This window comes from Streptomyces sp. NPDC087428 (assembly GCF_044744085.1).
In the GTDB taxonomy this organism is placed as follows: Bacteria; Actinomycetota; Actinomycetes; order Streptomycetales; family Streptomycetaceae; genus Streptomyces.
In genome coordinates, this window is record NZ_JBIUXR010000002.1 from 602,635 (window position 1) to 629,196 (window position 26,562).

At 73.5% G+C, this 26,562-nt stretch carries 13 protein-coding genes; 4 read left to right on the forward strand and 9 right to left on the reverse strand.

What is annotated here, in order from left to right:
• The first annotated feature begins 35 nt into the window (after nucleotides 1-35).
• Entirely contained in the window at nucleotides 36-182 is a 147-nt protein-coding gene (locus tag ACIO3R_RS06425) for a hypothetical protein (protein WP_385025511.1), read from the forward strand.
• An 11-nt stretch (nucleotides 183-193) separates the two neighbouring features.
• Here ACIO3R_RS06425 and ACIO3R_RS06430 read toward each other — a convergent pair whose 3' ends face one another.
• Nucleotides 194-1,465, reverse strand: a complete 1,272-nt coding sequence (locus tag ACIO3R_RS06430) for a cation:proton antiporter (protein WP_402103849.1) — start codon at nucleotides 1,463-1,465, stop codon at nucleotides 194-196.
• A 24-nt stretch (nucleotides 1,466-1,489) separates the two neighbouring features.
• The gene (locus tag ACIO3R_RS06435; RefSeq protein WP_402103852.1) at nucleotides 1,490-6,286 is read right to left on the reverse strand and encodes a serine hydroxymethyltransferase; all 4,797 of its coding nucleotides are present in this window, start codon (nucleotides 6,284-6,286) and stop codon (nucleotides 1,490-1,492) included.
• A gap of 107 nt (nucleotides 6,287-6,393) precedes the next feature.
• Here ACIO3R_RS06435 and ACIO3R_RS06440 point away from each other — a divergent pair, with 107 nt between their 5' ends.
• Entirely contained in the window at nucleotides 6,394-7,896 is a 1,503-nt protein-coding gene (locus ACIO3R_RS06440; RefSeq protein WP_402103855.1) for an aldehyde dehydrogenase family protein, read from the forward strand.
• 28 nt (nucleotides 7,897-7,924) lie between these two features.
• Here ACIO3R_RS06440 and ACIO3R_RS06445 read toward each other — a convergent pair whose 3' ends face one another.
• A complete protein-coding gene (locus ACIO3R_RS06445) occupies nucleotides 7,925-8,665 on the reverse strand; it encodes an alpha/beta fold hydrolase (RefSeq protein WP_402103858.1) in 741 nt (246 codons plus the stop codon).
• Between the two features lie 93 nt (nucleotides 8,666-8,758).
• On the opposite strand from ACIO3R_RS06445, the gene ACIO3R_RS06450 reads away from it, so the two are divergent.
• Nucleotides 8,759-9,736: a helix-turn-helix transcriptional regulator gene (locus ACIO3R_RS06450; RefSeq protein WP_402103861.1), complete on the forward strand. Its 978-nt coding sequence runs from the start codon at nucleotides 8,759-8,761 to the stop codon at nucleotides 9,734-9,736.
• A 16-nt stretch (nucleotides 9,737-9,752) separates the two neighbouring features.
• On the opposite strand, the gene ACIO3R_RS06455 is transcribed toward ACIO3R_RS06450, so the two are convergent.
• From ACIO3R_RS06455 to ACIO3R_RS06470, 4 genes are all read right to left on the reverse strand, one after another.
• The gene (locus ACIO3R_RS06455) at nucleotides 9,753-14,111 is read right to left on the reverse strand and encodes an amino acid adenylation domain-containing protein (protein ID WP_402103863.1); all 4,359 of its coding nucleotides are present in this window, start codon (nucleotides 14,109-14,111) and stop codon (nucleotides 9,753-9,755) included.
• Between the two features lie 53 nt (nucleotides 14,112-14,164).
• Nucleotides 14,165-15,634 (reverse strand): MFS transporter, encoded by a 1,470-nt coding sequence (locus ACIO3R_RS06460; RefSeq protein ID WP_385025535.1) that lies wholly within the window; start codon nucleotides 15,632-15,634, stop codon nucleotides 14,165-14,167.
• A 69-nt stretch (nucleotides 15,635-15,703) separates the two neighbouring features.
• Nucleotides 15,704-21,424: an amino acid adenylation domain-containing protein gene (locus ACIO3R_RS06465; RefSeq protein WP_402103866.1), complete on the reverse strand. Its 5,721-nt coding sequence runs from the start codon at nucleotides 21,422-21,424 to the stop codon at nucleotides 15,704-15,706.
• Nucleotides 21,425-21,484: 60 nt separating this feature from the next.
• Nucleotides 21,485-22,666 carry a winged helix DNA-binding domain-containing protein gene (locus ACIO3R_RS06470; protein WP_402103869.1) on the reverse strand — a complete coding sequence of 394 codons (1,182 nt, stop codon included), beginning with the start codon at nucleotides 22,664-22,666 and terminating at the stop codon, nucleotides 21,485-21,487.
• Nucleotides 22,667-22,942: 276 nt separating this feature from the next.
• Here ACIO3R_RS06470 and ACIO3R_RS06475 point away from each other — a divergent pair, with 276 nt between their 5' ends.
• Nucleotides 22,943-23,611, forward strand: coding sequence for a DUF998 domain-containing protein (locus ACIO3R_RS06475; protein WP_385025543.1), 669 nt, complete (start codon nucleotides 22,943-22,945; stop codon nucleotides 23,609-23,611).
• A gap of 584 nt (nucleotides 23,612-24,195) precedes the next feature.
• Here the strand turns inward: ACIO3R_RS06475 and ACIO3R_RS06480 are convergent.
• Entirely contained in the window at nucleotides 24,196-24,495 is a 300-nt protein-coding gene (locus ACIO3R_RS06480; protein WP_402103872.1) for a transposase, read from the reverse strand.
• Nucleotides 24,496-25,129: 634 nt separating this feature from the next.
• Nucleotides 25,130-26,089: an MBL fold metallo-hydrolase gene (locus tag ACIO3R_RS06485; protein WP_402103875.1), complete on the reverse strand. Its 960-nt coding sequence runs from the start codon at nucleotides 26,087-26,089 to the stop codon at nucleotides 25,130-25,132.
• Nucleotides 26,090-26,562 lie beyond the last annotated feature (473 nt).

Consider the following 26,562-nt stretch of genomic DNA (forward strand, 5'->3'; position numbering starts at 1 on the left):
AGCTTCTGACGCGCCGGCGGTCACGACGGCGACGCGTGCCCGCGGTGGTGGCCGAGGACCGGGGCGGCGAACCGCACTCGCCCGTCGACGTCCTGGAGGGGCTCGGCCACACCCTGGGCGGGGTCACGCTGCCGGCCGGGCAGCCGCCGGCCGCCCCGTGGGTGCACGCGTCGGGCGCGTAACCGCCCTTCCCTCAGCTCTCCTTGCGGGCGGCGGACGGCACCGCCTCGGCGACGGCCGGCTCCGGGCGGCCGGACCCGGCGAGGAGGGTCAGCAGCGGGCTGGTCATGGCCGTCGTGATCAGGGCCACCAGCACCAGGACGGTGAAGAGCCGGCCGTGGATGATCCCGGCGATCAGGCCGACGTTCAGCGCGATCAGCTCGGTGAGCCCACGAGTGTTCAGCAGGACCGCGACGGTGGACGACTCGCGCCGCTCCAGCCCGTTGAACCGGCTCACCAGATAGCCGGGCACCAGTTTGCCGACGAGCGAGATCAGCAGGAGCAGGCAGAGCAGGAGCACGCTGTTCCGGTCGAGCGCGCCGATGTTCAGGGAGAGTCCGGTCACCACGAAGAACAGCGGCAGCAGGAGATCGGTGACTCCGTCCATCGCGCGCAGCACGTCGGCGTCGGGTGCCCCGTCGCGGCGCGGCATGAGCAGCCCGGCCAGGAAGCCGCCGAAGACCGCGTGCAGGCCCAGTTCCGAGGTGGCCCAGGCGCAGCCCGTCGCCAGGACGATCGCCAGGGGCAGCTGGGAGCTGAGCAGTGCGCCGGGCCGGTCGGTCCACCGGCTCAGCAGCGGGCGGACCACCAGGAAGCCGCCCAGTACGAGCAGGAGGGTCAGTGGGACGGTCAGCCGGAGCGGCAGGCCGTGCGACTCCCCCGGCATCGCCGCGGCGAGCGCGATCCACGCACCGATGTCCATGAGACCCGCGGCCGACAGTGCGATCACCCCGGCCCGTGTTCCGGCGATCCCGGCGTCCCGGATGATCGCCGCCAGTACGGGCAGCGCGGTGATCGACACGATGACGGCCATGAACAGCACGAAGGAGCGCGAGCCGACGCCGTGTTCTCCCACCGAGGTGAAGGCGGACGGCAGGAGCCGGACGGTGCCCGCGCCCAGGGTCATCGGGACGATCAGCGCCACGGCCGCCACCGACAGCGTCGTCCTGCTGCTCGCGCGCAGGGACCGGAGGCTGAGCTCGTAGCCGACCACGAACATGAAGGTGACGATGGCGACCTGGGCGAGCACGGACAGGAACGGCAGGGCCTCCGGCGGGAACAGCCGGCCGGTCACGTTCCCCGGGAGCCGGCCCAGCAGGGTCGGGCCGAGCACCACCCCGGTCAGGATCTGGCCGATGACGGCGGGCTGGCCGAGACGTCCGGCGAGCCCGCTCAGCAGCGTGGAGACGAGCAGGATGACGGCGATGTCGCCCAGTACGACCGTGGTGATGTCAGCGGTGCTCAACGTCGGTCTCCTCCCGGTACACGGTCATGGCGACGGCGTCACCGCGTACCCGGGGAGGGGGTGCTCGGCGCAGATCCGGCGGACCTCGGCCCGGATCTTGGCGGTCATGGTCGGGTGCACGGCCCCGGCGGCGTGCAGTTCCTGGACCACGTCCGCGACGAGATCGGCGCACTGGGCGGCCGTCTCGGGCGAGACGGCCCGCGCCGCCAGGGTGTTGGTGCCGAGCCTGATTCCGCCGGTGACCCGGGGCGATGTGTCGTCGCCGGGCACCCGGTTCCGGTTGACCAGGATCCCGCAGGCCTCCAGGGCCTCTTCCGCGGCCACGCCGGTGACGCGGTCGGGGCGGAGGTCGGCGAGGACGAGGTGCGTGTCGGTGCCGCCCGTGACCACGCGCAGGTCGCGGCGGTTCAGCTGGTCCGCGATGGCGGCCGCGGTGTCCAGCACCCGCGCCATCAGCGTACGGAAGCCGGGCTGGGCGGCCGCGTGCAGCGCCCTCGCCTTGGCCGCCACGTTGCCGAGGTCCGGTGTGCCCTGCACGAGCGGGAACACCGCGCGGTCGGCCAGCTTCCGCAGCGGCACCCGGCCGTCCGGTCCGGGCGTGTCCGCGTCCCTGCCGAGCAGGATCATGCCGCCGCGCGGGCCGTAGAGCTGCTTGTAGGTGCTGGTGGTGGTGAGGTGCGCGTGGTCGACCGGGCTCGGGTGCAGCCCGGCGGCCACCAGACCGGCGATGTGCGAGATGTCCGCGATCAGGTACGCGCCCACCGTGTCCGCGATCTCCCGGAAGCGGGCGAAGTCGATCTGCCGGGGGTAGGAGCTGGCGCCGGCGATGATGACCTTCGGCCGGTGCTCGCCCGCGAGTTCGGCGATCTGCTCGTAGTCCAGCAGGTCGTCGGCGCCCGTGCGGTAGCGGACGGAGCGGAAGTAGCGGCCGGTGACCGAGGCGGCCGAGCCGTGCGACAGGTGGCCGCCGCAGTCCAGGCCGAGGCCGAGGATGGTGTCGCCCGGCTCCAGCAGCCCCATGAGGACCGCGAGGTTGGCGGAGGATCCCGAGTGCGGCTGGACGTTGGCGGCCTGGGCCCGGAAGAGCGCGCAGGCCCGGTCGAGGGCGAGGCGCTCGACCTCGTCGGCGATCTCGGCCCCCGCGTGGTAGCGGTGGCCCGGGTACCCCTCCATGGTCAGGTTGGCCAGCGACGAGCCCGCGCAGGCCAGGACCGAGGGCGGGGCCACGCTGGAGGAGGCGACCAGCACCAGGGTGTCCTGTTGCCGGACGTCCTCGCGGGCGAGCAGGTCCGCGAGCGCCGGGTCGTCCTCGGCGAGCGCGCCCGGGGCCTGCCCGGCACCGGCGGCCGGCCGGGTGTCCGGCCGGGTGTCCGGCCGGGTGTCCGGCTCGACGGGCGGGCTCACGGCCGGATGTACGGCCCGATGTACGGCCGGCTCGGAGTCCGGATGCGCGGTCGGTCCCGCGGCGGGCACCGCCCTCGGCTCCTCGACCGGCGCCTCGGCCGGCTCCGGGCCCGGTGCCGCGTCCGGCTCCTCCAGTGTGTGCAGCAGCCGGGCGACCCGAAGCGCCTGCGGTCCGGCGGCCGGGTCGGCGGCGATGGCCGCCGCGAGGTCGCTGATCCCCGGATTGCCGAACACGGTGCGGACCGGGACCGGGGCGCCGAGCAGTTCCTGCAACCGGGCGGCCAGCCGGGTGCCGCTCAGCGAGTCGCCGCCCAGCCGGAAGAAGTTGCCCGTCGTGGGCACCTCGTCGAGGCCGAGCAGCTCGCCGACACAGGCCGCGACCAGCTCCGCCAGCAGCCCGGAGTCCGTCCGCGGCGCGGGCTCGGCCGGCTGTTGCGGAGCGGCCGCGAGGCGTGCGAGCGCCAGGCGGTCCACCTTTCCGTTGGCAGTGAGCGGCAGTTCGGGCAGGAGCCTGATCGCCGCGGGCACCATGGCGGCGGGCAGTTCAGCGGACAGGTGCCCGCGCAGCGCGTCCGCGCTGAGGCTCGCGCCCGTCTCCGGCACCACGAAGGCCTGGAGCCGCACCACGTCGGCGCTGCTGCGCGGCGCCGTCACGACGGCGGTCCGTACCCCGTCGGCGCTGTTCAGCACCGCCTCGATCTCACCGAGCTCGATCCGCTGCCCGGCGACCTTGACCTGGAAGTCCTCCCGGCCCAGGATCTCGATCTCACCGTCGGGCAGCAACCGCCCGAAGTCCCCGGTGAGGTAGGCGCGTTCACCGGTCGACGGGAGCGTGACGAACTTGGCCCGGGTGCGCTCCGGGTCGCCCAGGTAGCCGATGGCCAGGCCCAGCGGGCTCGCCACGGCCATCTCGCCGCGCGCCCAGGCCGGGCGCGGCCGCAGGTCCCGGTCCACGATGTAGTACCGCTGATTGGTGATCGGCTTCCCGTAGGGGATGCTCGTCCACTCGGGGTCCACCGTGCCGATCGGGTGGAAGAGCGACCAGCAGATGGTCTCGGTGGGTCCGCCCGATCCGACGACGCTCAGCCCGGGTGCCTGGGCACCGGCCCGGCCGGGCAGGTTCAGCGGAATCCAGTCACCCGACACCACCGCGAGCCGGAGCGTGTCCAGCGGCCGGTCGTCGCGCGACTCCGCCTCGCCCACCAGCAGTTCCAGCAGGACCGGGACCGAGTTCCAGAACGTCACCCGCTCGTCCCGCACCAGCTCCGCCCAGACGTCCGGTTCCGCGCGCCGGAACGGCGGCGGGACGACGACGGTGGCCCCGCAGGCCAGCGGGCCGAAGACGTCGTAGACCGAGGCGTCGAAGTGCAGGCCGGAGAGCGCGAGGAGCCGGTCCGCCGGGGTGACCGCGAACCGCCGCCGCACGTCGCGCACGAGGTTCGTCACCCCGCGGTGCCCCACCACGACGCCCTTGGGTTCCCCGGTGGATCCCGAGGTGTAGATGACGTAGGCGGGGTCGTCCGGTCCCTGGACGGCGGTGAGCGGGGCGGTGGACGCGGTCTCGAAGTCGGTGTCGGCCCGCAGCACGCTCACCCCGGCCGGCAGGCCGAGCCCGTCCGCCAGCCGGGACTGAGTGAGGACGGTGCCGGCCCCGGCCGACTCCAGCAGCCGGGCGATCCGCGCGGGCGGTGACGCCGCGTCGAGCGGCAGGTAGGCGCCGCCCGCGGCCAGGATGCCGTACACGGCGGCGTACTGCTCCCAGCCCTTCTCCATCACCACGCCGACCAGGTCCCCGGGCCGGACACCCCGCTCGCGCAGCGCGTTCCCGATGCGGCGGGCGTGCAGGGCCAGTTCGCCGTAGGTCAGCCGCCGGCCGGGCGCGACGACGGCCTCCGCGTCGGGGGTCCGCCGGGCCTGGGCGAAGAACCGCTCCTGCAGAAGCACGGCGGGCACCGGCTCCGCGGTGTCGTTGGTCTCGTTCCAGACCGCCCGGTCCCGCCTGCTGCGCAGGTCGAGGAAGGGTGCGTCCCAGACGCCGTGCCCCGGCTCGTCCGCCAGCATCCGCCCCACCAGGTCCTCGAACGCCTCGAACGCGCCCGCGACGACGCCGGGCGCGAAGGCGCCCGACCGGTGGTCCCACACCAGCCGCAGCTCCCCGTCCTCGGTCCGGATCTGGAAGTCCAGCGACACCTGCGGGGTCTGGGTGATCGAGTGGACCTCGGTGCCGAACTCGGTGATCGACCGGGCGGACGGCAGCCCGAGCAGGCTGGTCACCACGACCGGCATGGCCGCGGCGGCGAGGCCCCGGCGCCGGGCCAGTTCACGCAGCACCTCCACCCCGTTGACGCTCGCGTGCCGGGTGTCGCCGCGCAGCCGGCCGGCCAGGGCGACGATCCGCTCGGCCACGGTCCGCCCCTCGGGGCGCGCTTCGAGCAGGATCGCGTTGGTGTAGTCGCCGATGACGTCCTCGATGCCGGGGACGTCGAAACGCTGGAAGACCGGCACGTTGAGGGTGAAAGCGGGCTCCGAGCTCCAGCCTCGGAGCACTTCCGTGAACGCGCCGATGAGCAGTTCCGTCTCGGTGAGGCCGTGTGCCAGGGCCCGTTCGCGCAGCACCGCGAACTCCTCTGCGGGATAGCGGACCGTGCACCGTTCGAACTTGCCCGGTCCCTGCGCGGTGTACCGGGCCGCCGGCAGGTCGGGCGCGGGCGGCAGGGCGTCGAGGCGCTCCTGCCAGTAGCTCCAGTCGGCCTGCCAGCGCGCTCCCCCGCGCACGTCCTCCTCCAGCCAGCGGGCGAAGTCCCGGAACGTGAGCTTCTGGGGTGCCAGCGGCGCGTCCGGGTCCTCGTACAGCGCGACCAGGTCGGGAAAGAGGTTGAGGAACAGGCTGCTGGCGTCCATCAGCTGGAGGTCGATGCCGAGCTGTACCCGGACCCGGTCGGGGAGCAGCACCACCCGCAGGTCGAACATCGGCCAGGTCCCGGGGTCCAGGACGCGGTGGCCCCGCTCGTCCCGGCTCTCCTCCAGCCGCCCTGCCGCGTCCGGGTCCGCACGCAGGTCCTCGACCGAGATCGGTACGGGTCCCGGCCGCTCCAGCACGTACTGGGTGCCGTCCGGGCGCACCACCGTGCGCAGCCCGGGGTGGTGCGCGACCAGCCGCTCCCAGGCGCGGCGGTACCGGGTCAGGTCCAGTCCGGCCCGCTCCCACTCGAAGTATCCGTAGCACCCGACCTCGCCCAGCTCGACGGCGTCGGCCCGGCCGACCCACAGCGCCTGCTGGGTGGGAGTCAGCGGGAACGGTTCACCGACGGCGTCCGGTTCCGGCACCAGTGGCGGCAGCACGGCTGCCTCGCCGCCGGCCTCTGTACCGCCGTCCGGCGTGCGGAGCGTGCTGTCCCCCGGGACACTGATCGTCATCGCGACTCCTCGAACGTGACGGCGGTCAACAAGGCCCGACTGTAGGAATCGCAGTTACCCCGGGGTTACGTCACCGGCTGATAACCGGCGGGGCGGAGGCTGCGTCCATGGAGAGTACGAGCGCAGTGATTCCCGCGGCGGCCCGTCGTTCCCGCTCGGTCCAGTGGATCGACGGCGACTGGCGTGCCGCGCGGTGCGACGAGGCCGTCCCGGTCGTGGATCCGGCGACCGGTCTCACCCTCGCGGAGGTCCCGGCGGGCGGGCAGGCGGATGTGGACGCGGCTGTCGCGGCCGCCGCCCGAGCGTTCCCCGTCTGGTCGGGCACGCCCCTCGGGGAACGCCTGCGGTACCTCGACCGGCTCGCCGAGCTGTTGGAGGAGCACGCCGACACCGTGGCCGGCGTGCTGACCGCGGAGACCGGGATGCCGGTGGCCCTGGCCCGGCACGCGCAGGTCTCCTTCGGACTGGAGGCTCTGCGTTCCTGTACCGAGGCCGCCCGGGAGCACGTCTGGGAGCAGCGGACCGGCAACTCCCTGGTCCGCTCCGAGGCCGCCGGGGTCGCCGGGTGCGTCACGCCGTGGAACGCGCCGGTGGCACTGAACCTGCAGAAGGTCCCCGCCGCGCTCGCAGCCGGCTGCACCGTGGTCCTCAAGCCGAGCGAACTGGCGCCGCTGAGCGCCTACTTGCTGACCGAGCTGCTCGCGGAGACCGGTCTGCCGCCCGGGGTGTTCAATCTGGTCTGCGGGACCGGTCCGCAGGCCGGCGAGGCGCTGGCCGCGCACCGGGACGTCGCCGTCGTGTCCCTGACCGGTTCGATCCGCGCCGGACGGCGGGTCAGTGAGCTGGCCGCGCCCCGGGCCGCCCGGGTCAATCTGGAGCTGGGCGGCAAGAGCGCCTCGCTCGTGCTTCCGGACGCCGATCTCGACGCCGCGGTGACCGCGACCGTGCAGCAGGCGAACTTCAACACCGGCCAGGTCTGCTTCGCCTGGAGCCGTCTCCTGGTCCCGGCCGCCCGGTACGAGGAGGCCGTGGCGCTCGCCGCCGGGGCGGCCGGGGCGCTGCGGGTCGGCGACCCCTGGGACCCGGCCACGCAGATCGGTCCGCTGATCCGCCCAGAGGCGGCCGCGCGGGTGCGCGGCATCCTGGACGAGGCGGTCGCCGGCGGGGCGGCCCTGGTCACCGGCGGCGAGACCCCTCCCGGGGCGGACGGCGGGGGCTATCTCACCCCCGCCGTCCTGGCCGGCCTGCCGCCGGGGGCGCGGGCGGTCGTCGAGGAGGTCTTCGGCCCGGTCGTGGTGGTGCTGCCCTACCGGGACGAGGACGACGCGGTCCGGATCGCCAACGACACCGACTACGGCCTGTCGGGTGCGGTGTGGTCCCGCGATGTCGCGCACGCCACCGCGGTCGCCGCACGGCTGCGGACGGGCCGGGTGGACGTCAACGGCGCCCCGTTCAACACGCGTGCCCCCTTCGGCGGCTACAAGAGCTCGGGCAACGGTCGCGAGCTCGGTGCCTGGGGGCTGGCCGCCTTCTGCGAGACGAAGGCGATCCAGCTCCCTCCCACCGAGGAGGGCCCGGCCGGGCTCACGCTCAGCTCCACCGCGGGCTGAACCGCCGTCCGTCGGGGGCCGGCAGCCGTCAGATCCCGGACAGCAGCTCCGCCAGTTCCTTGGGCCGCGAGAGCATCGGCCAGTGTCCGGTGGGCAGTTCGGTCATGGTCCAGCCCGGCTCCGCCAGCATCGAGAAGGCCGGCAGGCCGACGCCCACCATGGCCTCGACCTGCTCGACCGTGAAGGTGGAGGCGATCAGGGTGCGGGGGGTGCCCGGGATCTCGGCGGGCCTGCGCGCGGGTCCCAGGACCATCGCGGCGGGCTGCGCGGAGGCGTGGCGGCGCATCAGCGCCAGGTCGCGGTCCGAGAGACCGGCCAGTGCGACCGGGTCGCGCCGCCGGTCGTCCTCGTCGAAGGGCCGGGCCGGCAACAGCCACCCCTGTCCCTCCTCCTCGATCTGCCGCCGCTGGTGCGCCTGTACGTCGGGCGGGAGGAACTCGATCTGCGCCATGCCGTCCGGGAACGGGGCGGTGTCCACGTAGACGATCCGGCGCAGCCGTTCCGGCAGCCGGTCGGCGGCCGCGGTGCCCGCGATCGTCGCGCCGCTGTGCAGGACGAGCACCACCTCGTCCAGATCGCCGATCGCGTCGGTGATGTCGGCGACATGGGTGCCGACGCCCACGTCGGAGGTCGCCTCACCGGCCCGCTCGCCCTGTCCCGTCAGCGACACCGTCCGCACCTCGTGCCCGGCGTCGCCCAGCAGCCTGCCGACCTCCTCCCAGACCCACGGACCGAAGAAGAACCCGGGAACCAGCACGTATGTCGACATCCACGCTCTCCTCGCTTCGCCCAACTCCCTGACGCACTGAAAGGTAGACTCGTATCAGGACGAAACCGGTCCGGATAGCCGCGAGGGGGCGGAGTGTCTGTGCCGAAGGAGCGGCCTACGGCGCGCGTCCTGGCGATGCTGGAGCTTCTGCAGGACCGGCCCGGTATCAGTGGCGGCGATCTGGCCAGGCGGCTCGGTGTGAGTGAGCGGACCGTGCGCCGCTACGCCGCTCAACTCGTCGATCTGGGCATTCCGGTCACAGCCGAGCGCGGACGGTACGGCGGTTACTGGCTGCCGCCCGCCTTCCGGCTCCCCCCGCTCGCGCTCACCGACGGGGAGGCCGCCGCGGTCGTCCTGGGGCTGCTGGGCGGCTCTCCGCACGGGCTGCCCCACAGCACCGCGGAGAGCGCCCTCGCCAAGATCAACCGGGTGCTGCCCGAGGCCGTCGCGGACCGGGTCACCGCCCTGCGCGACACGTTCGCGAGCGCCCCTCCCGCCGCGCAGGCCGCCGCGCCCGACCCCCGGACCGCCCTGGACCTGGCCACCGCGGCGCGCGACCGCCGCCGGGTCCGCATCACCTACCAGTCGTGGCGGGGCGAGACGTCCGCACGCGACCTGGACCCGTACGGCCTGGTCCTGCACGGGGGCCGCTGGTACGTGACGGGGCTGGACTCGCGCCGCTCCGCGATCCGGGTGTTCCGGGTCGACCGGGTCCGCTCCGTCCAGCCCGCCGCGGATCCGCGGGCCGCCCCGCCGCCGCCCGGCCACGATCCGGCCGCGCACCTCGGGGAGGCCCTCGGCGAGGTCGCCGGCAGGCACCGGGTCCGGGTGCTCCTGCACACCACCCTGGACCAGGTGGCCCGCCGTGTCCCGCCGGCCGCGGCGACCCTCGTCCAGACCGCGGAGGGAATTCTGCTGGACACGCGCGCCGAGCGGTTCGACACCATGGCCGGCTATCTGGCGGGGCTCGGCTGCCCCCTCACCGTCCACTACCCGGACGAGCTCCGCGACGCCCTCGCGCGGTTGTCCGACCGGCTCGCCTCCTGGGCCGCCCGTACCCGCGAACCGTGAGGTCCAGGACCGGCGTTCAGTGTCTGACGGCCGTGATCATGGTGTGTTCCATGGGCAGTCCCCCGACGGCACCGACCTGGTCGAAGCCGGCCGCGCGCAGCATCCGTTCGTAGTCGGCGACCGGGTAGGCCATCCCCTCGCCCGTGGCGATCACGTTCAGGAAGAGGGAGAGGGAGGTGGCGATGACGCCGCCCGCCTCGTCCGGCGCCGTGTTGCACGAGTAGATCAGTACCCGGCCGCCGGGGCCGAGCGCGTCGTGGGCCTTGGTGAGCAGTGTCTCCACGCGCCGGGCGTCGAAGACGTCGAGCACGCTGCTGAACAGGATGGTGTCCATGCCGGCCGGGAACGGGTCGGTGAACATGTCGCCGGGCTGGAAGAGCACCCGGCCGTCCACCTCGGGCGGCAGCTCGCGAGCGGCGAGCCGTGTCACCGACGGCAGGTCGAACACCGTGACCTTGATGCCCGGGTGGTGCCCGGCGATGGCGGCCGCCTTGGCACCGCTGCCCCCGCCGACGTCGAGCAGGTGCCCGGTGCCCTCCAGGTCCGCGGTGTGCAGCAGGCCGTGCATCTCCTGGTGGGCGAACGCGGCGATCGACCGGTGCAGGATGGCCTCGGTCTCCGGGTCGGCGCCGAGCCGTTCGTAGACCGAACCACCTTCTCCCGCATGGACTTTGAGCCCGTCGTTGGTGCCCGAGCGCAGGGCCTGCGTCGTGTGGGCCATGCCCGCGTAGTCGGTGCGGTGGCGGGAGAGGAAGATGTTGCGCCAGCTCTCCGGGCCGCGCGGTGCGAGCAGCCGCTCCGCGACGGGCGCGTTGCGGTACCGGCCTTCCACGGGGACCAGGAGGTCGATCGCGGACAGCGAGGCGAGCAGGACGCGCATCTTGTGCGGGTCGACGCCGGCCTGGTCGGCGAGTTCGCCGAGGGTGGCCCCCGGGTGCGCGGACAGGTGTCCGAACACGTCCAGCTCCAGGCCCGCGACGACGGCGTTGAACAGCGTGTGCCCGTGGGCGACGAGCAGGAACCGCTGGTAGGCCTCGTCTTCGGAAGAGATCGCCATGGTGGTGTGTTCCCCCTGGGTCGGTTCTGGCTTGTCGAGTTCGTCCAGCAGCGTCGCCACCTCGTCGTCGCTCATGGCGTCGACCTGGCGTTCGAGTTCGTCGGTGGCGTTCTCCTCGTCGACCAGCGCGGCCAGCGCTTCGACGGTCGGCGCGGCGAGGAAGGTGGCGAGGCCGATCGCGGACCCGCGGCCGGTCATGACCCGGTGCAGCATCTTGACCGCGAGCAGGGAGTGGCCGCCGGCGCCGAAGAAGTCCTCGTGCACACCGACCCGTTCGCGCTCCAGCAGTTCGGCCCAGAGTCCCGCCAGCCACTCCTGTGTCGGGGTGGCCGGCGGATCATTCGCGTCCTCGCCGACGGCGAGGACGGTGTCCGTGAGGTCCCGCCCCGCCAGCACGCGCCGGTCCACCTTGCCGCTGGAGGTGTGCGGGAAGGTGGACAGGGCGACGATCCGGGCGGGCAGCATGTACGCGGGCAGCCGGGCGCCCAGCGCGTCCCTGAGTTCCGCCTCGGTGGTCCGTACGCCGTCCGCGAGCCGGACGTACGCCACGAGCCGCAGGTCGCCGTCGCCGAACTCCCGTCCCAGGGCCACTGCTTCACGTATCCGGTCGTCGCGTTCCAGTGCCTCGGCGACCTCGTCCGGCTCGATGCGGTGTCCGCGGATCTTCAGCTGGTGGTCGGCGCGCCCGTGGCAGGTGAACGATCCGTCGGCGTGCCGCCGGAAGAGGTCGCCGGTGCGGTACAGCCGCTCACCGGTCACCGGATGCCGCAGGAAGCGCTCGGCGGTCAGCTCCGGCTCGTCGAAGTAGCCCCGGGCGAGCCCGGCGCCCCCGAGGAACAGTTCTCCCAGCACCCCAGAGGGCACCGGTCGCAGCTCCTCGTCCAGGACGTGCGCGGTCGTCCCGGCGATCGGCGGGCCGATCAGCGCGACGTCGCCGTCCCAGCGCTGGACCAGCGAGTAGACCGTGGTCTCCGCGGGGCCGTACAGGTTCCACACGGGACCGACGGCGTCGAGCAGCTCGCGGGCGAGTTCGGGAGGCAGCGCCTCTCCCCCGGAGAGCACGGAGCGCAGTGCGGACAGGTCGGCGCCGGCGTCGAGGAGCATCCGCCAGGTGGACGGGGTGCCGTGCTGCACGGTCACGTCCCGCAGGAGGGCCGCCAGCCGGTGGGCGTCCCGTGCGTCCGCGCGCGAACAGACGGTCACCGTCGCACCGACGGCCGGCGGCAGGAACAGCTCGATGACCGAGCCGTCGAAGGGGAGGCTGGCCAGCGCGAGGGTCGTGTCGTCGGCGCGCATGACGTCGAGCCCGGCCATGGCGGCGAGGAAGTTCCCCAGGCTGCGGTGGGTGACCGCGACGCCCTTCGGACGCCCCGTCGAACCGGACGTGTACATGATGTACGCCAGCCGGTCCGGGTCCTCGGGTCCGGGGCCGCGGGTGAAGGTGACGTCCGGGAGCCCGCGGACGTCGAGCGTCGGGGGCGCCGTGCGCCCGAAGTCCGGCAGCGGGGCCTGCGCGGTCAGCAGCAGCCGCGCACCGCTGTCGCTCAGCAGGCGCGCAAGCCGCTGCGCCGGGTACTCCAGCTCCAGCGGCAGGTACACCCCGCCGGCCTTCCAGACGCCGAGCACGGCCGGCAGCAGCTCGATCGACCGGCCGGTGCCGACGGCCACCACGGGCTCCGTGCCGGAGACCCGCTCCCGGACCGCCGCGGCGACGGCGTCCGACGCCGCGTCGAGCTCGGCGAAGCTGAGGACGGCGCCGTCGCAGCGCACGGCGGGCGCGTCGGGCCGCAGCGCGAGCTGACGGGCGAGCATCTCGCCGAAGGTGGCGGCGAGCGCCGGCCGCGCGGGCACGGCGGCCTCCCGCAGGGCCGCCAGCCGTACGGCCTCGGGCTCCAGCGGGTACCGCCCGACCGGCAGGCCGGGCTCGGCCGCGATGCCGGCCAGCAGGGTGGCGTACCGGTCGAGCAGCAGCTCGGCGGTCGCGGCCTCGTAGAGGTCGCAGTTGTAGTCGAGCCGTCCGCCGACGGCCTCGCCCGACTGCTCCACGGTCAGTTCGAGGTCCAGCCGCGCGGTGTTGTTGCAGAACGCCACCGAGCGCAGGCCCAGTTCGGGGGTGACCGCCACGTCCGCGTCCCCGAGCGGCAGGCTCCCCATGCTGAACAGCACCTGGTAGAGCGGATTGCGGCTGGTGTCCCGCGCGCCACCGAGCCGGTGGACGAGCGACCCGAACGGCAGGTCCTGGTCGGCCAGTCCGGTCACCAGGCCGGCCTGGACCCGGTCGACGAGCTCGCCGAACCGGGGCCCGCCGCCGGAGTCGATCCGCATCGGCAACGTGTTGGCGAACGGGCCGATCAGCGCCTCTGTGCCCGGCCGGACGCGCCCGGACACCACCACCCCGGTCACCGCGTCGTCCAGCCCGCTGTACCGGGCGACGAGCACGTGCAGGGCCGCCAGCATGACCGGGAACAACGTGACCCCGCGCTCCCTGGCCAGCTCGCGCAGGTCCGCGGCGACGGAGGCGGGCAACTGGAAGGGCAGGCTCCGGCCGTTGAAGGTCTGGACGGCGGGGCGGGCGCGGTCCGTGGGGACGGACGCCGGCCCGGCTCCGGCCAGCCGGGCCCGGTGGGCCTCGATGCGGTCGGCGGCCTCGTCGAGGCGGCCCCACTGCCAGGCGGCGAAGTCCGCGAACCCCGTGGTCAGCGGCGGCAGCGCGGGAACGGTACCGGCCAGCCGGGCCCGGTAGGCCGCGCTCAGCTCCTCGATGAGCACACCGACCGACCAGCCGTCGGCGGCGATGTGGTGCACGATCCACAGCATCAGGTGGTCCCGCGGCCCGAGCGGGATCAGCTCGCTGCGGACCACGGGACCGTTCTCCAGGTCGAACCGGAGCCGGGCGCGCTCCTGCGCGCGGGCGAACGCCGCCCGCACCCGGTCGGCCCCCGTCGCGCCCGGCACCGTCACGACGGACAGCTCGGGCGGCGGCCCGGGGACGGCCATCGCGGTGCCGTCCTCGAACCGGTACCGGCAGGAGAGCACCGGGTGCCGCTCGGTGACGTCCGCCAGCGCCCGCCGCAGCGCGGGCACCGACAGCGGTCCGGTCAGCCGGAGCGCGAAGGGCACCACGTACGGGGCGCCGTCGCCGGACCAGAGCCGGTCGAGGAAGAGCTGATGGGCCTGGCCGGGTCCGGCGGGCGCCTCCTGGGCTGCCGGACCTGCCGGCCCTTCCCGGCCCACCGGTCCGGCGGCCGCCTCGCGGCCGAGGAACGCGGCACGCTCGTCGGCCGTCATCCCGGCGAGCCGTTGGAGCGCATGTCTCATGGAGCTCCTCCCCATCGGGTTTCCCCGCCTCCGGCCGGTGCCGGGCGGTGGCGCTACGCGGTGAGCGGCACGGCCGCGTCGCCGTCGGCGCCCGCGGGCCTGATCGTGCGGTTGGCGATCAGATAGCAGACGACCGCGCCCACCGCGAGCACCACACCGGCGATCACGAAGGAGAGCGACCTGCCCTGCTCGGCCGCCTTCGCGGCGCCCGTGCCGGAGACCTGGAGCGCGTGCGCGTGGCTCAGCCCGATGGTCATGATCACCGAGAGGCCCACCGACTGACTGATCTGCTGCAGTGACGTCAGCACCCCGGAACCGAGGCCCGCGTTCTCCGGGGAGACCCCGTCGAGCGCGGACAGCTGGAGCGCGGGGGCCGCGAGCCCGGATCCGAACGCGGCGAGCGCCATCCCCGGCAGCAGTCCGGTCACGAAGTCGGCGTCCGGGCCGAGCAGGCTGAAGAGGAAGATCCCGACCCCGATGACGAACAGCCCCGTCGAGAGCAGGAGACGCGATCCGAGCACCGGCATCAGCCGGGTGGAGAGCACCAGCCCGGGAGCGAACAGGACGGTGTACGGCAGCCAGGCCAAACCGCTCTCCAGCGGCGAGTAGTTCGCGGTCTGCTGCATGTAGAGCACCACGAGGAAGAACATCACCGAGGTGGACACCGCCATGAACGCCTGCCCCGCGTACCCGGTCAGCCGGGTACGGCTGGTGAAGAACCCCAGCGGGATGAGCGGGTTCTCGCTGCGCAGCTGCACGACGGTGAACACGGCGAGGGCGACGAGGCCGCCGATCAGGGAGACGAGCACCGCGCCCGAACTCCACGGGTGCGTGATGCCGTTGAGCAGCCCGTGCACCACGGCGATCATGCCGCCGGTCAGCAGTACGGCACTGAGCCAGCTCGCCCGGCGCCCGCCGGACTCCGCGGTCCCCTTGGTCTCCGGCACCAGCTTGAGGGTCATCACCAGCGAGATCACGCACGGCGGGACCCCGATGTAGAAGATCCAGTGCCAGCTGGCCAGGTCGGTGAGGACGCCGGACAGCAGGACGCCGGAGGCGGCGCCGAGGCCGGCCAGCCCGCCCCAGATCCCCAGCGCCTTGGTCCGCTCCCGCTCGTCGGTGAAGAGCAGCGCCACCATGGACAGGGCGGTGGGAGCCGCGAGCGCCTCGCCGATGCCCTGTGCGAACCGGCTCCCGATGAGCATGGCCGACGAGGTGGACAGGGCGGCCGTGAGCGAGGACACGGCCAGCAGCGCCGCGCCGGCGGTGAACACGCGGCGGCGTCCGATGAGGTCACCGAGCCGGCCGCCGAGCAGCAGCAGACCGCCCGCGGCGATGAGGTAGGCGTTGACCACCCAGGTCAGCTCGGACTGGCTCAGGTCCAGGTCGCGTTGGATCGACGGCAGCGCGACGTTCACGTTCGTCGCGTCGAGGAAGACGATGAACTGGACGAGAGCCAGCCCGATCAGCGCCTTCCAGCGAAGGGGGTTCGGCGCTGGTGCGGCCTCGGTGTCGCCAGCCATCGGTGCTCCCGGTTCGTCGTGCGCGGTCATGATTCGTGGGACGCGCGGTACGGTACGAGCGACCAGTTATCAGCCGGTTACGCCGGTCGGGAATTCAGCCGGATACGCCGGTCGGGAGTTCAGCCGGTCCGTCAACTCCCGCAGCGTCGCCAGCCGGTAGACCTCCTGGACGGCCGCCCGTGCCAGGCCCCGGGCGCGGAGTTCCGCGACGAACCTGCTGATGGTCACCGAGTCGGCGCCCACGTCGAAGAGGTTGTCGTCGCCGCGGACCCGCAGCCCGGTGAGCTGCTCCCAGATCCCGGTCAGCAGCTCCTCCGACGCCTCCGGGACACCGGGCTTCTCCGGGACACGGGGTTTCTCCGGGAAACCGGGTTTCTCCGGGACACCGGGCGCCGGGGCCGAGCCGGGCAGCGGCAGCCGCGCCCGGTCGAGCTTGCCGTTCACCGTCAGCGGGAACGCGTCGAGCGCGGTGACCGTGGCCGGGACCATGTACGGGGGCAGCAGCGCCCGCACCCGCTGCCGGGTCGTCAGCGGGTCCACCCCGGCGGGCGTCACATAGGCGTCGAGACGGGGGGCTCCCGGCGTACCGCCGATCACCACCGCCGCGGCGGTGACGCCGTCCGCGGCGAGCAGCGCGGCGCGTACCTCCCCGGGTTCGATGCGGTAGCCGCGGAGCTTGACCTGCTCGTCCAGCCGGCCGAGGTGCTCGATGGTCCCGTCGGGCAGCATCCGGCCGTGGTCCCCGCTCCGGTACACCCGGGTGCCGTCCGGATCCACGCCGAACCGTTCGGCGGTCAGGCCGTCCAGGCCGAGGTAGCCGAGCGCCACCCCCACTCCGCCCACATGGATCTCCCCCGGCACGCCCAGCGGCAGGAGCCGGCCGGTCCGGTCCCGGACGGACACCGACTCGCCCGGCAGCGGCACGCCCACCGAACGGGACGCCGTCGCGGCGATGCCCGGTGTCACCGTCATCCAGGTGCTGTGCACCGTGGTCTCGGTGATGCCGTAGAGGTTGACCGGCCGGCACCGCTCCAGCGGGTAACGCCGGAACCACGGCAGGAGCATCCTGGTGTCGAGCGGCTCCCCGCCGAAGGTGACCAGCCGGACCGCCAGCCGGCGCGGGGCGTCCCGGTCGGCGTCGATCAGCATGCCGAAGGCGGTGGGCGTCTGGTTGAGAACCGTCACCCCCTCGTCGGCGAGCAGCCGGTGCAGCTCGTCCGGGGCGCGGGTCACCGGCTGCGGCACCACGACGAGCCGGCCTCCGGTGGTCAGCGCGCCCCAGATCTCCCACACGGACATGTCGAACGCGACCGAGTGGAAGAGCGCCCAGACGTCGGAGGCGGCGAAGCCGAACGCGGTCCCGGTGCCGGCGATCAGCGCGGTGACGCTGCGGTGCGCGACGGCGACCGGCTTCGGCGCGCCGGTCGAGCCCGAGGTGCAGATGACGTAGGCCGCGTCGCTGGCGCCACCGGTGTGGGCCGGCGGTGTCGGGGGCCGGCGTCCGGCGAGGGTGGCGAGCGAGGCGGGCGACACGGTCCGGCAGGCCCCGGGCGGGAAGTCCGCCGACGCGGTCACCACGAGACGGGGGTCGGCGGCCTCGACGATCCGCGCCAGCCGCCCCGGCGGGTTGTCCGGCTCCATGGGCAGGTACGCCGCTCCGGCGCGCAGCACCCCGAGGAGCACCACGACCAGCTCCCAGCCCCTGGCCATGCAGACGCCGACGCGGTCGCCCGGCTCGACGCCGAGTTCCCGCAGCGCCCCGGCGACCCGGTTCGCGGCCCGGTCCAGACCGGCGTAGCTCAGGCGGCTGTTCCGGTCGGTGATCGCGGTGGCGTCCGGCGACTCGGCGGCGCGGGCGGCGACGAGGGCGTCGATCCTCCGGTGCTCGGTGGGCGGTACGAGTCCGGTGCCCAGTCGCCGGACTCGTGATCGGTCCGCCGCGTCCAGCAGCTCGATCCGGTCCAGCCGGCTCTCCCCGGCGGCGAGTTGTCCGGCGACGTGAGCGACGGCGCTCGCGAACCGCTCCGCGGCTGCCGGGCCGATCAGGTCGCCGCGGACGGTCGCGGAGAGGCCGCTGCCCACGGTCAGGGTGAGCGGGAACTCGGTCCGCGCCGCCTCGTGGAACCGGACCTCGACGACCGGGGTGCCCTCGCCCAGCAGCCCCGCGAGGAGGGGGCCGCGGCGCGGCCAGGTCCCCTCGATCGCCTCCTGCGCGACGGCGAGCGGTCCGGCGGCCGGGCCCGCCGGGTCGGTCGGGAAGGCGACCAGGGCCGGGTGCTCGGCCGCCGCGCTCTCCCGCACCGCCAGAACGGTGACCGGCAGGCCGTGGTACCGGCCCAGCACGACGGCGGCCGCCGCGAGCACACAGTGCCGCGGGATCGCACCCGGTTCGTGTGCGCTTGCGATCGGCCCCGGCTCGTACGTGCTCGGGACCGGCCCCGGCTCGTACGTGCTCCGGGGGGCCGGTTCGACGCGCTCCGGGAGCCCCCACTCGGGGCTCGGCGACGGCGCGGCGAGCAGCGCGTCGATCCGTTCCCCCAGGCCGTCGTCCAGCCATTGGATCAGCTCCAGGACCGGCCTGGAGTCGTCCGCCAGGTACATGTGGCCGCCGGCTGTTTCGAGGGAGCGCAGCGGCAGGGTCGTCGCCTCCTGCCAGCGGGCCGAGTCGGCGGCGCTCACCAGGCCGTCGGCCGTTCCGCGCAGCACGGTGACCGGCACGTCGAGCGGGGTGACCGAGGTCCGGCGGTAGTTCTCGTACATCTCCTGGTCGGCGCGGAGCACCGGGAGCAGCAGCGCGGCCATCTCCTCGTCGGCCATGGCCGGGTGACGGTATCCGGCCAGCTCCTCCAGCCGGGTCAGGAACTCCCGGTCCGGCAGCCCGGTGGTCCGCCGGAGCCGGGGCACGGTGGGGCCGGGGGTACCGCTGATGATCAGATGCCGGAGCCGTACGCCGTGCCGCAGGAGCAGTTCCGCCAGCTCGAACGCGACGGTGCCGCCCAGGCAGTGGCCGAACAGCACGGCCTCGTCCCGGCCGTCCAGGGCCGAGAGCACCCGGGGCAGCAGGTCGGCGGCCGCCGCGGCCACCGTGCGGTGCGGCGGCTCGCCGAACCGTTTGTCGTGCCCGGCCAGATCCGGTGCGATGATCTCGAAGCCCCCGTCGGTCTGCCAGGGGCGGAAGAACGAAGCGCCCGCGCCGGTGTGCGGGAGGCAGACGACGGGCAGCCTGGCCGCCGCGACGGCGGGGGACGCCGCGCTGATGACCCGGGCCAGCTCCGGGGCGTGATCGCGGGCGAAGTAGTGACCGCCGTCCGCGATGAGGTCGAGCCGCACGGCGTCGGCGAACACCGACCAGCCGAGGTATGCGCGCTCCGGGTCCGGGGTGACCGGATCGGCGGTTCCGAGCACGCAGTGCAGCGGGGCGCGCAGCCGTGGTCCCGGCGTTCCGTGCGCCGCGGCCTGGAACCGCGTCGCGCCGGCCATGTCGTGCCGTACCGCGGCGAGCACCTGCTCGCGATCGGCGTCGTCGAGGGCGCCGTCGAAGCCGCCGATGGCCTTGATGTAGGTGTAGAACTCCTCGCCCGAACTGTCGGTGACGCGGGCCAGGTTCGCCTCTGCGTCCGGGTCGGTCAGGCTGGCACCGACATGGACGGCACGCAGGTCGGCTCCCCGCGCCTCCAGTTCGCGGGCCACCGCCACCGCGAGGGACGCGCCCGCGCAGTGCCCGTAGACCACGAGGGCGCCGGTCACCCGCTCCTGGACCTCGTCGGCCAGCCGTGTGACGGCCGTGCCGAACTCCAGGAACGCGCGGTCGTCGCCCTCGTGGCCGGGAAGACTCGCCGCCCACAGCCGGAAGCGCGGGGGCAGGGCGTCCGCGAGCGGCTGGTAGGCGGTCGCGGCCCCGCCGGCGTAGGGGATCGCGATGACGGTGAGGTCGGCCCCGGAGCCGTCGCTCGTGAGCGGCCAGAGCAGTTGGCCGTTCGGCTGCGGTGCCCCCTCGGCGAGGTGGGCCGCGAGCGCGCCGGCGGTCCGGTGCCGGAACAGCTCGGCGAGCGGTACGCCGCCCCCGAGCAGCCTGCGTACCTTGAGCGCGGCGAAGGAGTTGCCGCCCAGGTCGAAGAAGTCACTGTGCGGATGGACGTCGTCCGTGCCCAGTACCTCCCGCCAGACATCGCGGACCCGCTCCAACGACTCCGAGGACTCCAACGGCTCCGAGGACTCCGAGGACTCCGAGGACTCCGACGTCAGCGAAGCCCCCGGAGCAGGATCAGCATGAGCGGGAGCAGGAGCGGGAGCGGGAGAGGCGGACCCGGAAGCCGATACGGCCGTGCTCACCCGTGCCGGGGGGCGCGGCGGGCCGGGCAGCAGCAGGTCGTCGATCCCCAGGTCGGGGTGTTCCGCCACCGCCTCGGCCACCCGCGCGTAGAGCGCGGCGAGCCGGGCGGCGGACGCCGGGTCGAACAGGTCCCGCGCGTAGACGAGGTCCAGCACGAACGCTCCCGCGTCGGCGCGCACCATGAAGTTGAGGTCGAACTTGGCGGCCCTCAGCTCCGGGACGAGCCCCTCCGCGGTCAGTCCGTCGTACGCCGGCAGGCGTTGGTACGCGGTGGACTCGCCGTCCCCCTCCTCGAACTGGACGTGCACCCGGATCAACGGCGTCCGAGTGCCTGACCGTTCCGTCCGCAGGGCGTCGACGAGCAGTCCGAAGGGCAGTGCGCTGCCCGCGTAGTCGGCCACCAGGTCCTGGCGGGTACGGGAGAGCAGCTGGCGGAACGTCGGATTGCCCGAGAGGTCGGCACGGACCGGGAACGCGTTGGTGAACAGCCCTATGAGGTCTCGTAATTCGGGCTGCTGGCGCTGGGCCACGGTGGAGCCGAACAGCAGGTCCCGCTGCCCGGTGTGGCGGGCGAGCACCACGCCGAGCAGCGCGGCGACGGTCATGAACCGGGACGCGCCCTCGCCCCGGGCGATCCGGTCGAGGCGGTCCACGGTGGGCGGGGCAATGGCCGACCGGCACAGGTCGCCCTCGGCCGCCCGCGCCGGATCGTCGGGACGGTCGGTCGGCAGCGTGATCCGCGCGCCGTCCAGCCGGGTACGCCAGTAGCCGGTCAGGCGGTCCACTTCCGCCGCGTCGAGCCGGTCCCGTTGCCAGCTCGCGAAGTCCGCGTACTGGACGGGGAGCGGGGGCAGCCCCGAAGGGGCGCCGCGCAGGGCCGAGTTGTAGGCGTCCGCCAGTTCGGCGTGCAGGAGCGGCACCGACCAGCCGTCGCAGGCGATGTGGTGGACGGCGAGCAGGAGCAGGTGCTCCCGCGCTCCGAGCCGGAGCAGTTCCGCGCGCAGGAGGGGGCCGGTTCCCAGGTCGAACCGGGCCGCCTGCGCCGCGGCGAGCCGCCGGGACACCTCGTCGGCAGCCGCACCGGTCAGGTCGCGAACCGGCAGCGGCACCCGCGTGGCCGCCCCGATGACCTGGTACAGCGTGCCGTCGCGCTCGGTGAACGTGGTGCGCAGCGCCTCGTGCCGCGCGACCACTCTGCTCAGCGCGGCGCCCAGTGCGTCGGTGTCGAGGGGGCCGTGGAGCGAGACGGGCAGTGGCACGGTGTACGCCGAGGCGCCCTGCTCCAGCTCGGCGACCATCCAAAGCCCGGCCTGCGCGTACGAGGCGGGGACGAGCGGCCCGGCCGGGTCACGCCGCGGAATGCCGGGCCGTCCCGACCGGCGCTCCGCGAGAGCCTTGAGCAGCCGAGCCCGTTGCGGTGACCGCGCGGGTGACCCCGGGGCAGGGATAGTCGCCACCTGTTCTCCTTGGACTCGGCACATCTCCCGAGACCGTAGAAGGGGGTGGTTAGCCCGAGGTTATGCAGCGAGGAAGCGTGAGATGTCGCGGACCTCGGCGTCGAAGGCCTTCGTGTTCAGGGCCTCCGCGTTCAGGGCCTTCGCGTTCAGGGCCTTCGCGTCCGTGACCCCCGAGTCCGAGTGCGAGGCCCTCGCGCCGGCGTCGTCCGGGGCGGCGTCGAACAGGTCCAGGGCGACGCCGCGGGTCCGGTCGCGGCGCCACACTCCGCGGACCAGTCCGTCCACCACCGCGGTGGGGCTGATCTGGCCGCCTCCCGGCCAGACCGTACGGGCGTGCTCGGGCTCGACGGACAGTCGGCGGTCGGTGAATCCCACCAGGTAGTTGTCGTAGGCCGGCAGCAACCGGACATCGCCGGTCGGCTCCAGACCGGCCGGCGCACCGGCCGACAGCGCGTAGTCGTCCTGGCCGTCGACGCGGCACGGTTCGGTCGCACCGGCCGCGAGCAGCTTCTTCCACACCGGGCGGACGGCGGGCAGCCCGAGCCCCGACCAGGTGGCGAAGTCGGCCACCGTCGCCGGACCGTGCGCCGCGAGGTATCTGCTCAGCAGCTCCGCGACCGCGTCCGCCCCCGAGGGGCCGGCCGAGTCGGGCAGCCAGTCCTTCGCGAGCACGTAGGTGGCGGAGCCGTCCTCCCGGACCGGGCCGAAGCAGGCGGTCCCGAGCAGAGCGGACCGGCGGACGAGGTGGAACGGGACCTGCCCGGTGGCCCGGAGGCCCGCTTCGTTCATCCGTGCCGCGAGCTCGTCCCGGGTCAGGGGGCCGTCCGCGAGGGCCTCGGTGATCACTCTTTCCCCGAGGGTCAGTTCGGCCGGCCCGAGCTCCAGCTCGCGGTACCGGCGCTCGCTGCGGCTCAGCAGTCGCGGAGCGAGGAGTTCGCGGAGCCAGACCGCGTCACGGGCCGGGACCAGGTACAGCGTGCCCCGCATGAACCAGCCCCGCACCACGGTGCGCGCGGCGCCGAGCGCCCGGTGCACGTCCGCCTCGGTCAGCCCGGTGCCGCGCGCCCTGATGCCGAGCGCCGCCGCCCGCGCGTCCTGCGCCTGCACGGCGAGGCACCGCTCCAGCACCTCGGGCACCGATGCCGCGCGCCGGTCGCCCGCCACGCCCTGCGACCACGCGCGCAGCAGTCTTCCCTCCGACGGACCGAGTTCGCGCACGTTCCTTCCCTCCCCCTGCGTCATGGCTGCTGACGGTTCCGAACCGTAGCCGGTCACCGTCCCGCACGCACGGTGCGTGAGCGCTCAGCGAGTTGGGGCTCGGCGAGGGGACCTGAGCAGACAGGGAGGAGACAGGCCCCGAACCGCCGCGACCGCACAGCGTCCGGGCGACGCGGTGAAGCGACTGCGGGCAGCGGGGCTTCCGCCCCGGCCGGCGGAAACGGGGCCACACGGCTGATCACCGCTTCCGCCAGCGTGTACACCACGCGTCGCGGACCGGGGGCGTTCTATCGTTCCCCGGTGCGCTCTGTCCCCTGGTGGGTCCTGTTCTCCTCGGTATGCGCTCCGATCCTTCTCGTCGGGGGCTGGTCGGTCGCGGCGGAACTTCAGGGACCCGGATACGACCCGGATTCGACGACGATCAGCATCCTCGCCGCCGACGGTGCCGCCGGCTACTGGGTGATGACATCGGCCCTGCTGGCCCTCGGCGTGTGCCATATGGTCACCGCCTGCGGGCTGCGCCCGGCCGCGCCCTTCGGACGGGTGGCGCTGGCGGGCGGCGGGGTGTCGGCGATACTGCTCGCGCTGTTCCCGGCGCCGGCCAGCGGCGGCTCGTTCGCGCACGGTGCCGTGGTCGTGGTGGGATTCGCGCTGCTGGCGATGTGGCCGGTCCTGGCCGTGCGACGCGGCGCCCCCGCCGTGCGACTGCCGACCGAACGAGCGACCGCGTCGCTCCGGCGGGCGTCCGAGCCCCTCGGCAGGACCATGCCGTGGGGCCTGCGTCCCATGCCGTCCGCCGGAGCCACCGTGGTGATGTGGCTCGCGGGAGCGTGGTTCCTGCTCGCACTCCTGGCGTTCGGCTCGGCCGGGGCCGCCGAGCGCGTCGTCACGTTCGCGCAGTCGTTCTGGCCTCTCGTCGTGGTCGTCTCATGCGCCCGGTGGGCGGGCGAAGACGGACAGCCGGCCTGATCACCGCACGGAACAGCCCTTCAAATCGGTCACGGCGTCGACGGCCGGCTCGGTCACACCTCGCCGGCGGCAGGAGGCAGGGGCAGCCGGAGAGCCTCGCTCCAGGGCAAAGCCGCTGGTAGCGGCAGACGAGTCGGGCTGTACGCCGGGGTTCTGTCGCACTCAAGGAGCAATCACGCTCTGACCTGCACGTATACCGGCACCCGGTTGGCGTTCTTCGCCCTCTGGGACTTCTCAGGGACTTTCAGCCAAGATCCGCGAACCACGCCTCGATCGCGGACAGCCCACGAGAGCCGGCCTGCGGCATGAAGTGAGTGTAGGTCCGGAGTGTGAACGCCGGATCGGAGTGACCCAGCCACTTCGCGAGCGACACGCGGTGATCCTCGGGGCTCCGTAAGTGCCGTCCGATTCCTGGTGCACCGCCCGTATCCGGGCGGCCGGCCTCGCGTCGGCCGCCTCCCGGGCGGCCCGGTCCGCGGCTGTCCGGCGCCAGTGGTAGAAGCTCGAGCGGCTGACGCCGAGGATGCTGCACAGCCGCTTCACGCCGTAACGGCGCTGGAGGTCGGCGACACACTGGAAGCGGTTCACCGGCGCGTCTCCCTGGCGAAATACTTCGCCGCCTTCCGCAGGATCTCGCGTTCCTCCTCCAGCTCACGGACCTTCTTCCGCAAGGCCGCGTTCTCCGCCTCCAGCGGGCCCGGCGGCCGGGCCGCTTCCTGCGTCCTGCGTCCCCGCGGACGACTCGCTCCGGCCGCCCTCACCCAGTTCCGCAGGGTCTCCTGGTTGCTCCCCGGATCGGCGGCGCCCGACCTGATCGTCGCTTCGGGCCGCGACTCGTACAGCGCGACGGCGTCCGCCTTGAACTCCGGCGGGTAGTTCTTCATGACCACGAGATGTCCGTTCTCAGATCCGCAGGATCCAGTGTCCCGTGTGTCCAACATCAGGGGTCAAGGCCCCTCGCCGACACGGCCACTCAAGCGGCCACACCGGGCATTCCGCAGCCGGGTCGGCGACCTCGCGAGCGGAACCAGCGGGGTCCACTGCGGACCCTGGCCGGGTACGTCACGGGCAATGAGCGTGACCGTGCCGTCCCCGGCGGCGGTCACCAGCTCGCTCCAGCGCTTGCGGGTCTCCTCGATGCCGCCTGCTCCAGCTTCGCCCGGCCTTCACCGGTCGCCTCGGCCTCGACGGTGCCAGCCCGCTGAAACGCTTCTGCCGCAGCCAACCAGGGCGCCCACGCTTCTTCGGTGTACGGCCCGGCCGCCGGGGCAGCAGCTGGGCGGTGCCGGACTGCCGGTGGGTCCACTCGGTCGCCGTCAGCCGCCCGTGGCGGTGCGACCGCGCGCGCCGGGCACTCCGTCGTCCACGGCTGGCTTGGCCAGGACCACGTCGTGGTCGGGCGAAGTCCCAGAACGCTTTCTTCTCCTCGTGGGTGAGGACTCGCAGTCATCCGCGTGACCTGCCAAGCAGCGTGCGCCGCCGCAGCGGCCCGGCAGGCTGTGCCCGTAGCAATACCGGTCAGAGCGGCCACGGATCGGCCCGTCGGCCCATCACGGGCAGGGTCAGGGCGACTCCCGTCTGTTCGGCCTTGCGGGTCAGGAATCCCATGGTGGCCGTGAAGTCGTCCAGGAAACCGCGGAAGGGTCTCAGAGAGCGGTCGAGGGGGCGGAAGAAATCGTCCCAGTGGATGGGGACAACGCGCCGGGCGCCCGTGGCTGTGACCAGCCGGTGCCAGTATTCCTCCCGGAACGCTTCGTCCTGCTTGCCGAGCGCGCCGATCCCCAGGTACACGGTGTCGGCGAAGTGACCGTCGAGGGCGCCGGGCAGACTGTGCGCGCTGGCGTGGACCAGGAGTTCGCGTCCGCCGTGCCGCACGTGGAGGGTGTAGCAATCGCCGGTCCTGTAGTCCGTGGCGCGGACCGGCGGCCGCAGTGGCCGGTCGATCCGGCCGGGGGCAAGGTCGCCGGGGCTGTGCCGGGCGGGCAGGGCGGTGAGCGTGAAGCGCCCGATCGTGAACGGTTCGCCGGTGACGGCCGGTTGGAAGCGATCGTCGGGAAAGTCCTGCCCTCGGGCGATGTTACGGGTGGATGGTGAACCGATGAGCAGGGCGCCCGTGGCCGCGGCCACTTCGGGGGCGTCCAGAGCGTGGTCGTAGTGCGAGTGGACGACGAACACGGCATCGAGGCGATCGATGCCGGCCCGATGCAGGCCGGCGGCGATGCGCATGCGGTCCGGGCGCAGACGCCCGAACCGCATGCGCAGGAGGCCGGGGCGGCTGAAGAACCCGTCGGTGAGGATCGCGGTGTCACCGTCGTCGAGCAGGATCGTGGAAACGCCGAGGAACACGGTGCGCAGCGCTCCCGGCCGGGGCGGCGCCGGTGGCTCGCGCAGGTGCGTCCACGGCGCGAGGCTGGGCGCTCGCAGGCCCCGGAGCACGGCCGTCACGCGCGGGCGGTGGTATTCGGTGTCGGTGCCCATGCCTCGCCCTCGCTCAACTACCCATCCGGACGGTCTGAATGTCGCCTCGTCAGTATCACCGTGGGCGGGCCGGGCCGCAGCGGCCAAAAGGCGTCGATGCTCGGCAAGCGGCCGGCTGTCGATCTGAGGAAGGGCGGGTCGTCCCGAGCCTGGACCGCTACGGCCGCAGCCTCCAGGACCTCATCAACATGGGTCGCCGAACTGCGTGAGCGTGGGATCGGCTTCACCTCACTGCACGAGAACCTCGACACCACCACCCCCGGCCGTATGGCCTGGAACCGGACGGCACACCGACGTATCCATGGTAGTCGTCCGTGTCCGTAGCACGGAGGGAACACGGACCGCCGGGCCCGTCATAAGGATGCCGCCGTTTGCGGTGCGGCTGGTGACGATCCTGCTGGGTGACGAATAAGCCAGCAGGATCGGTGACAGCGTTCTTACCGGCACCCCGACCAGGAAGGGCACCGCCCCTC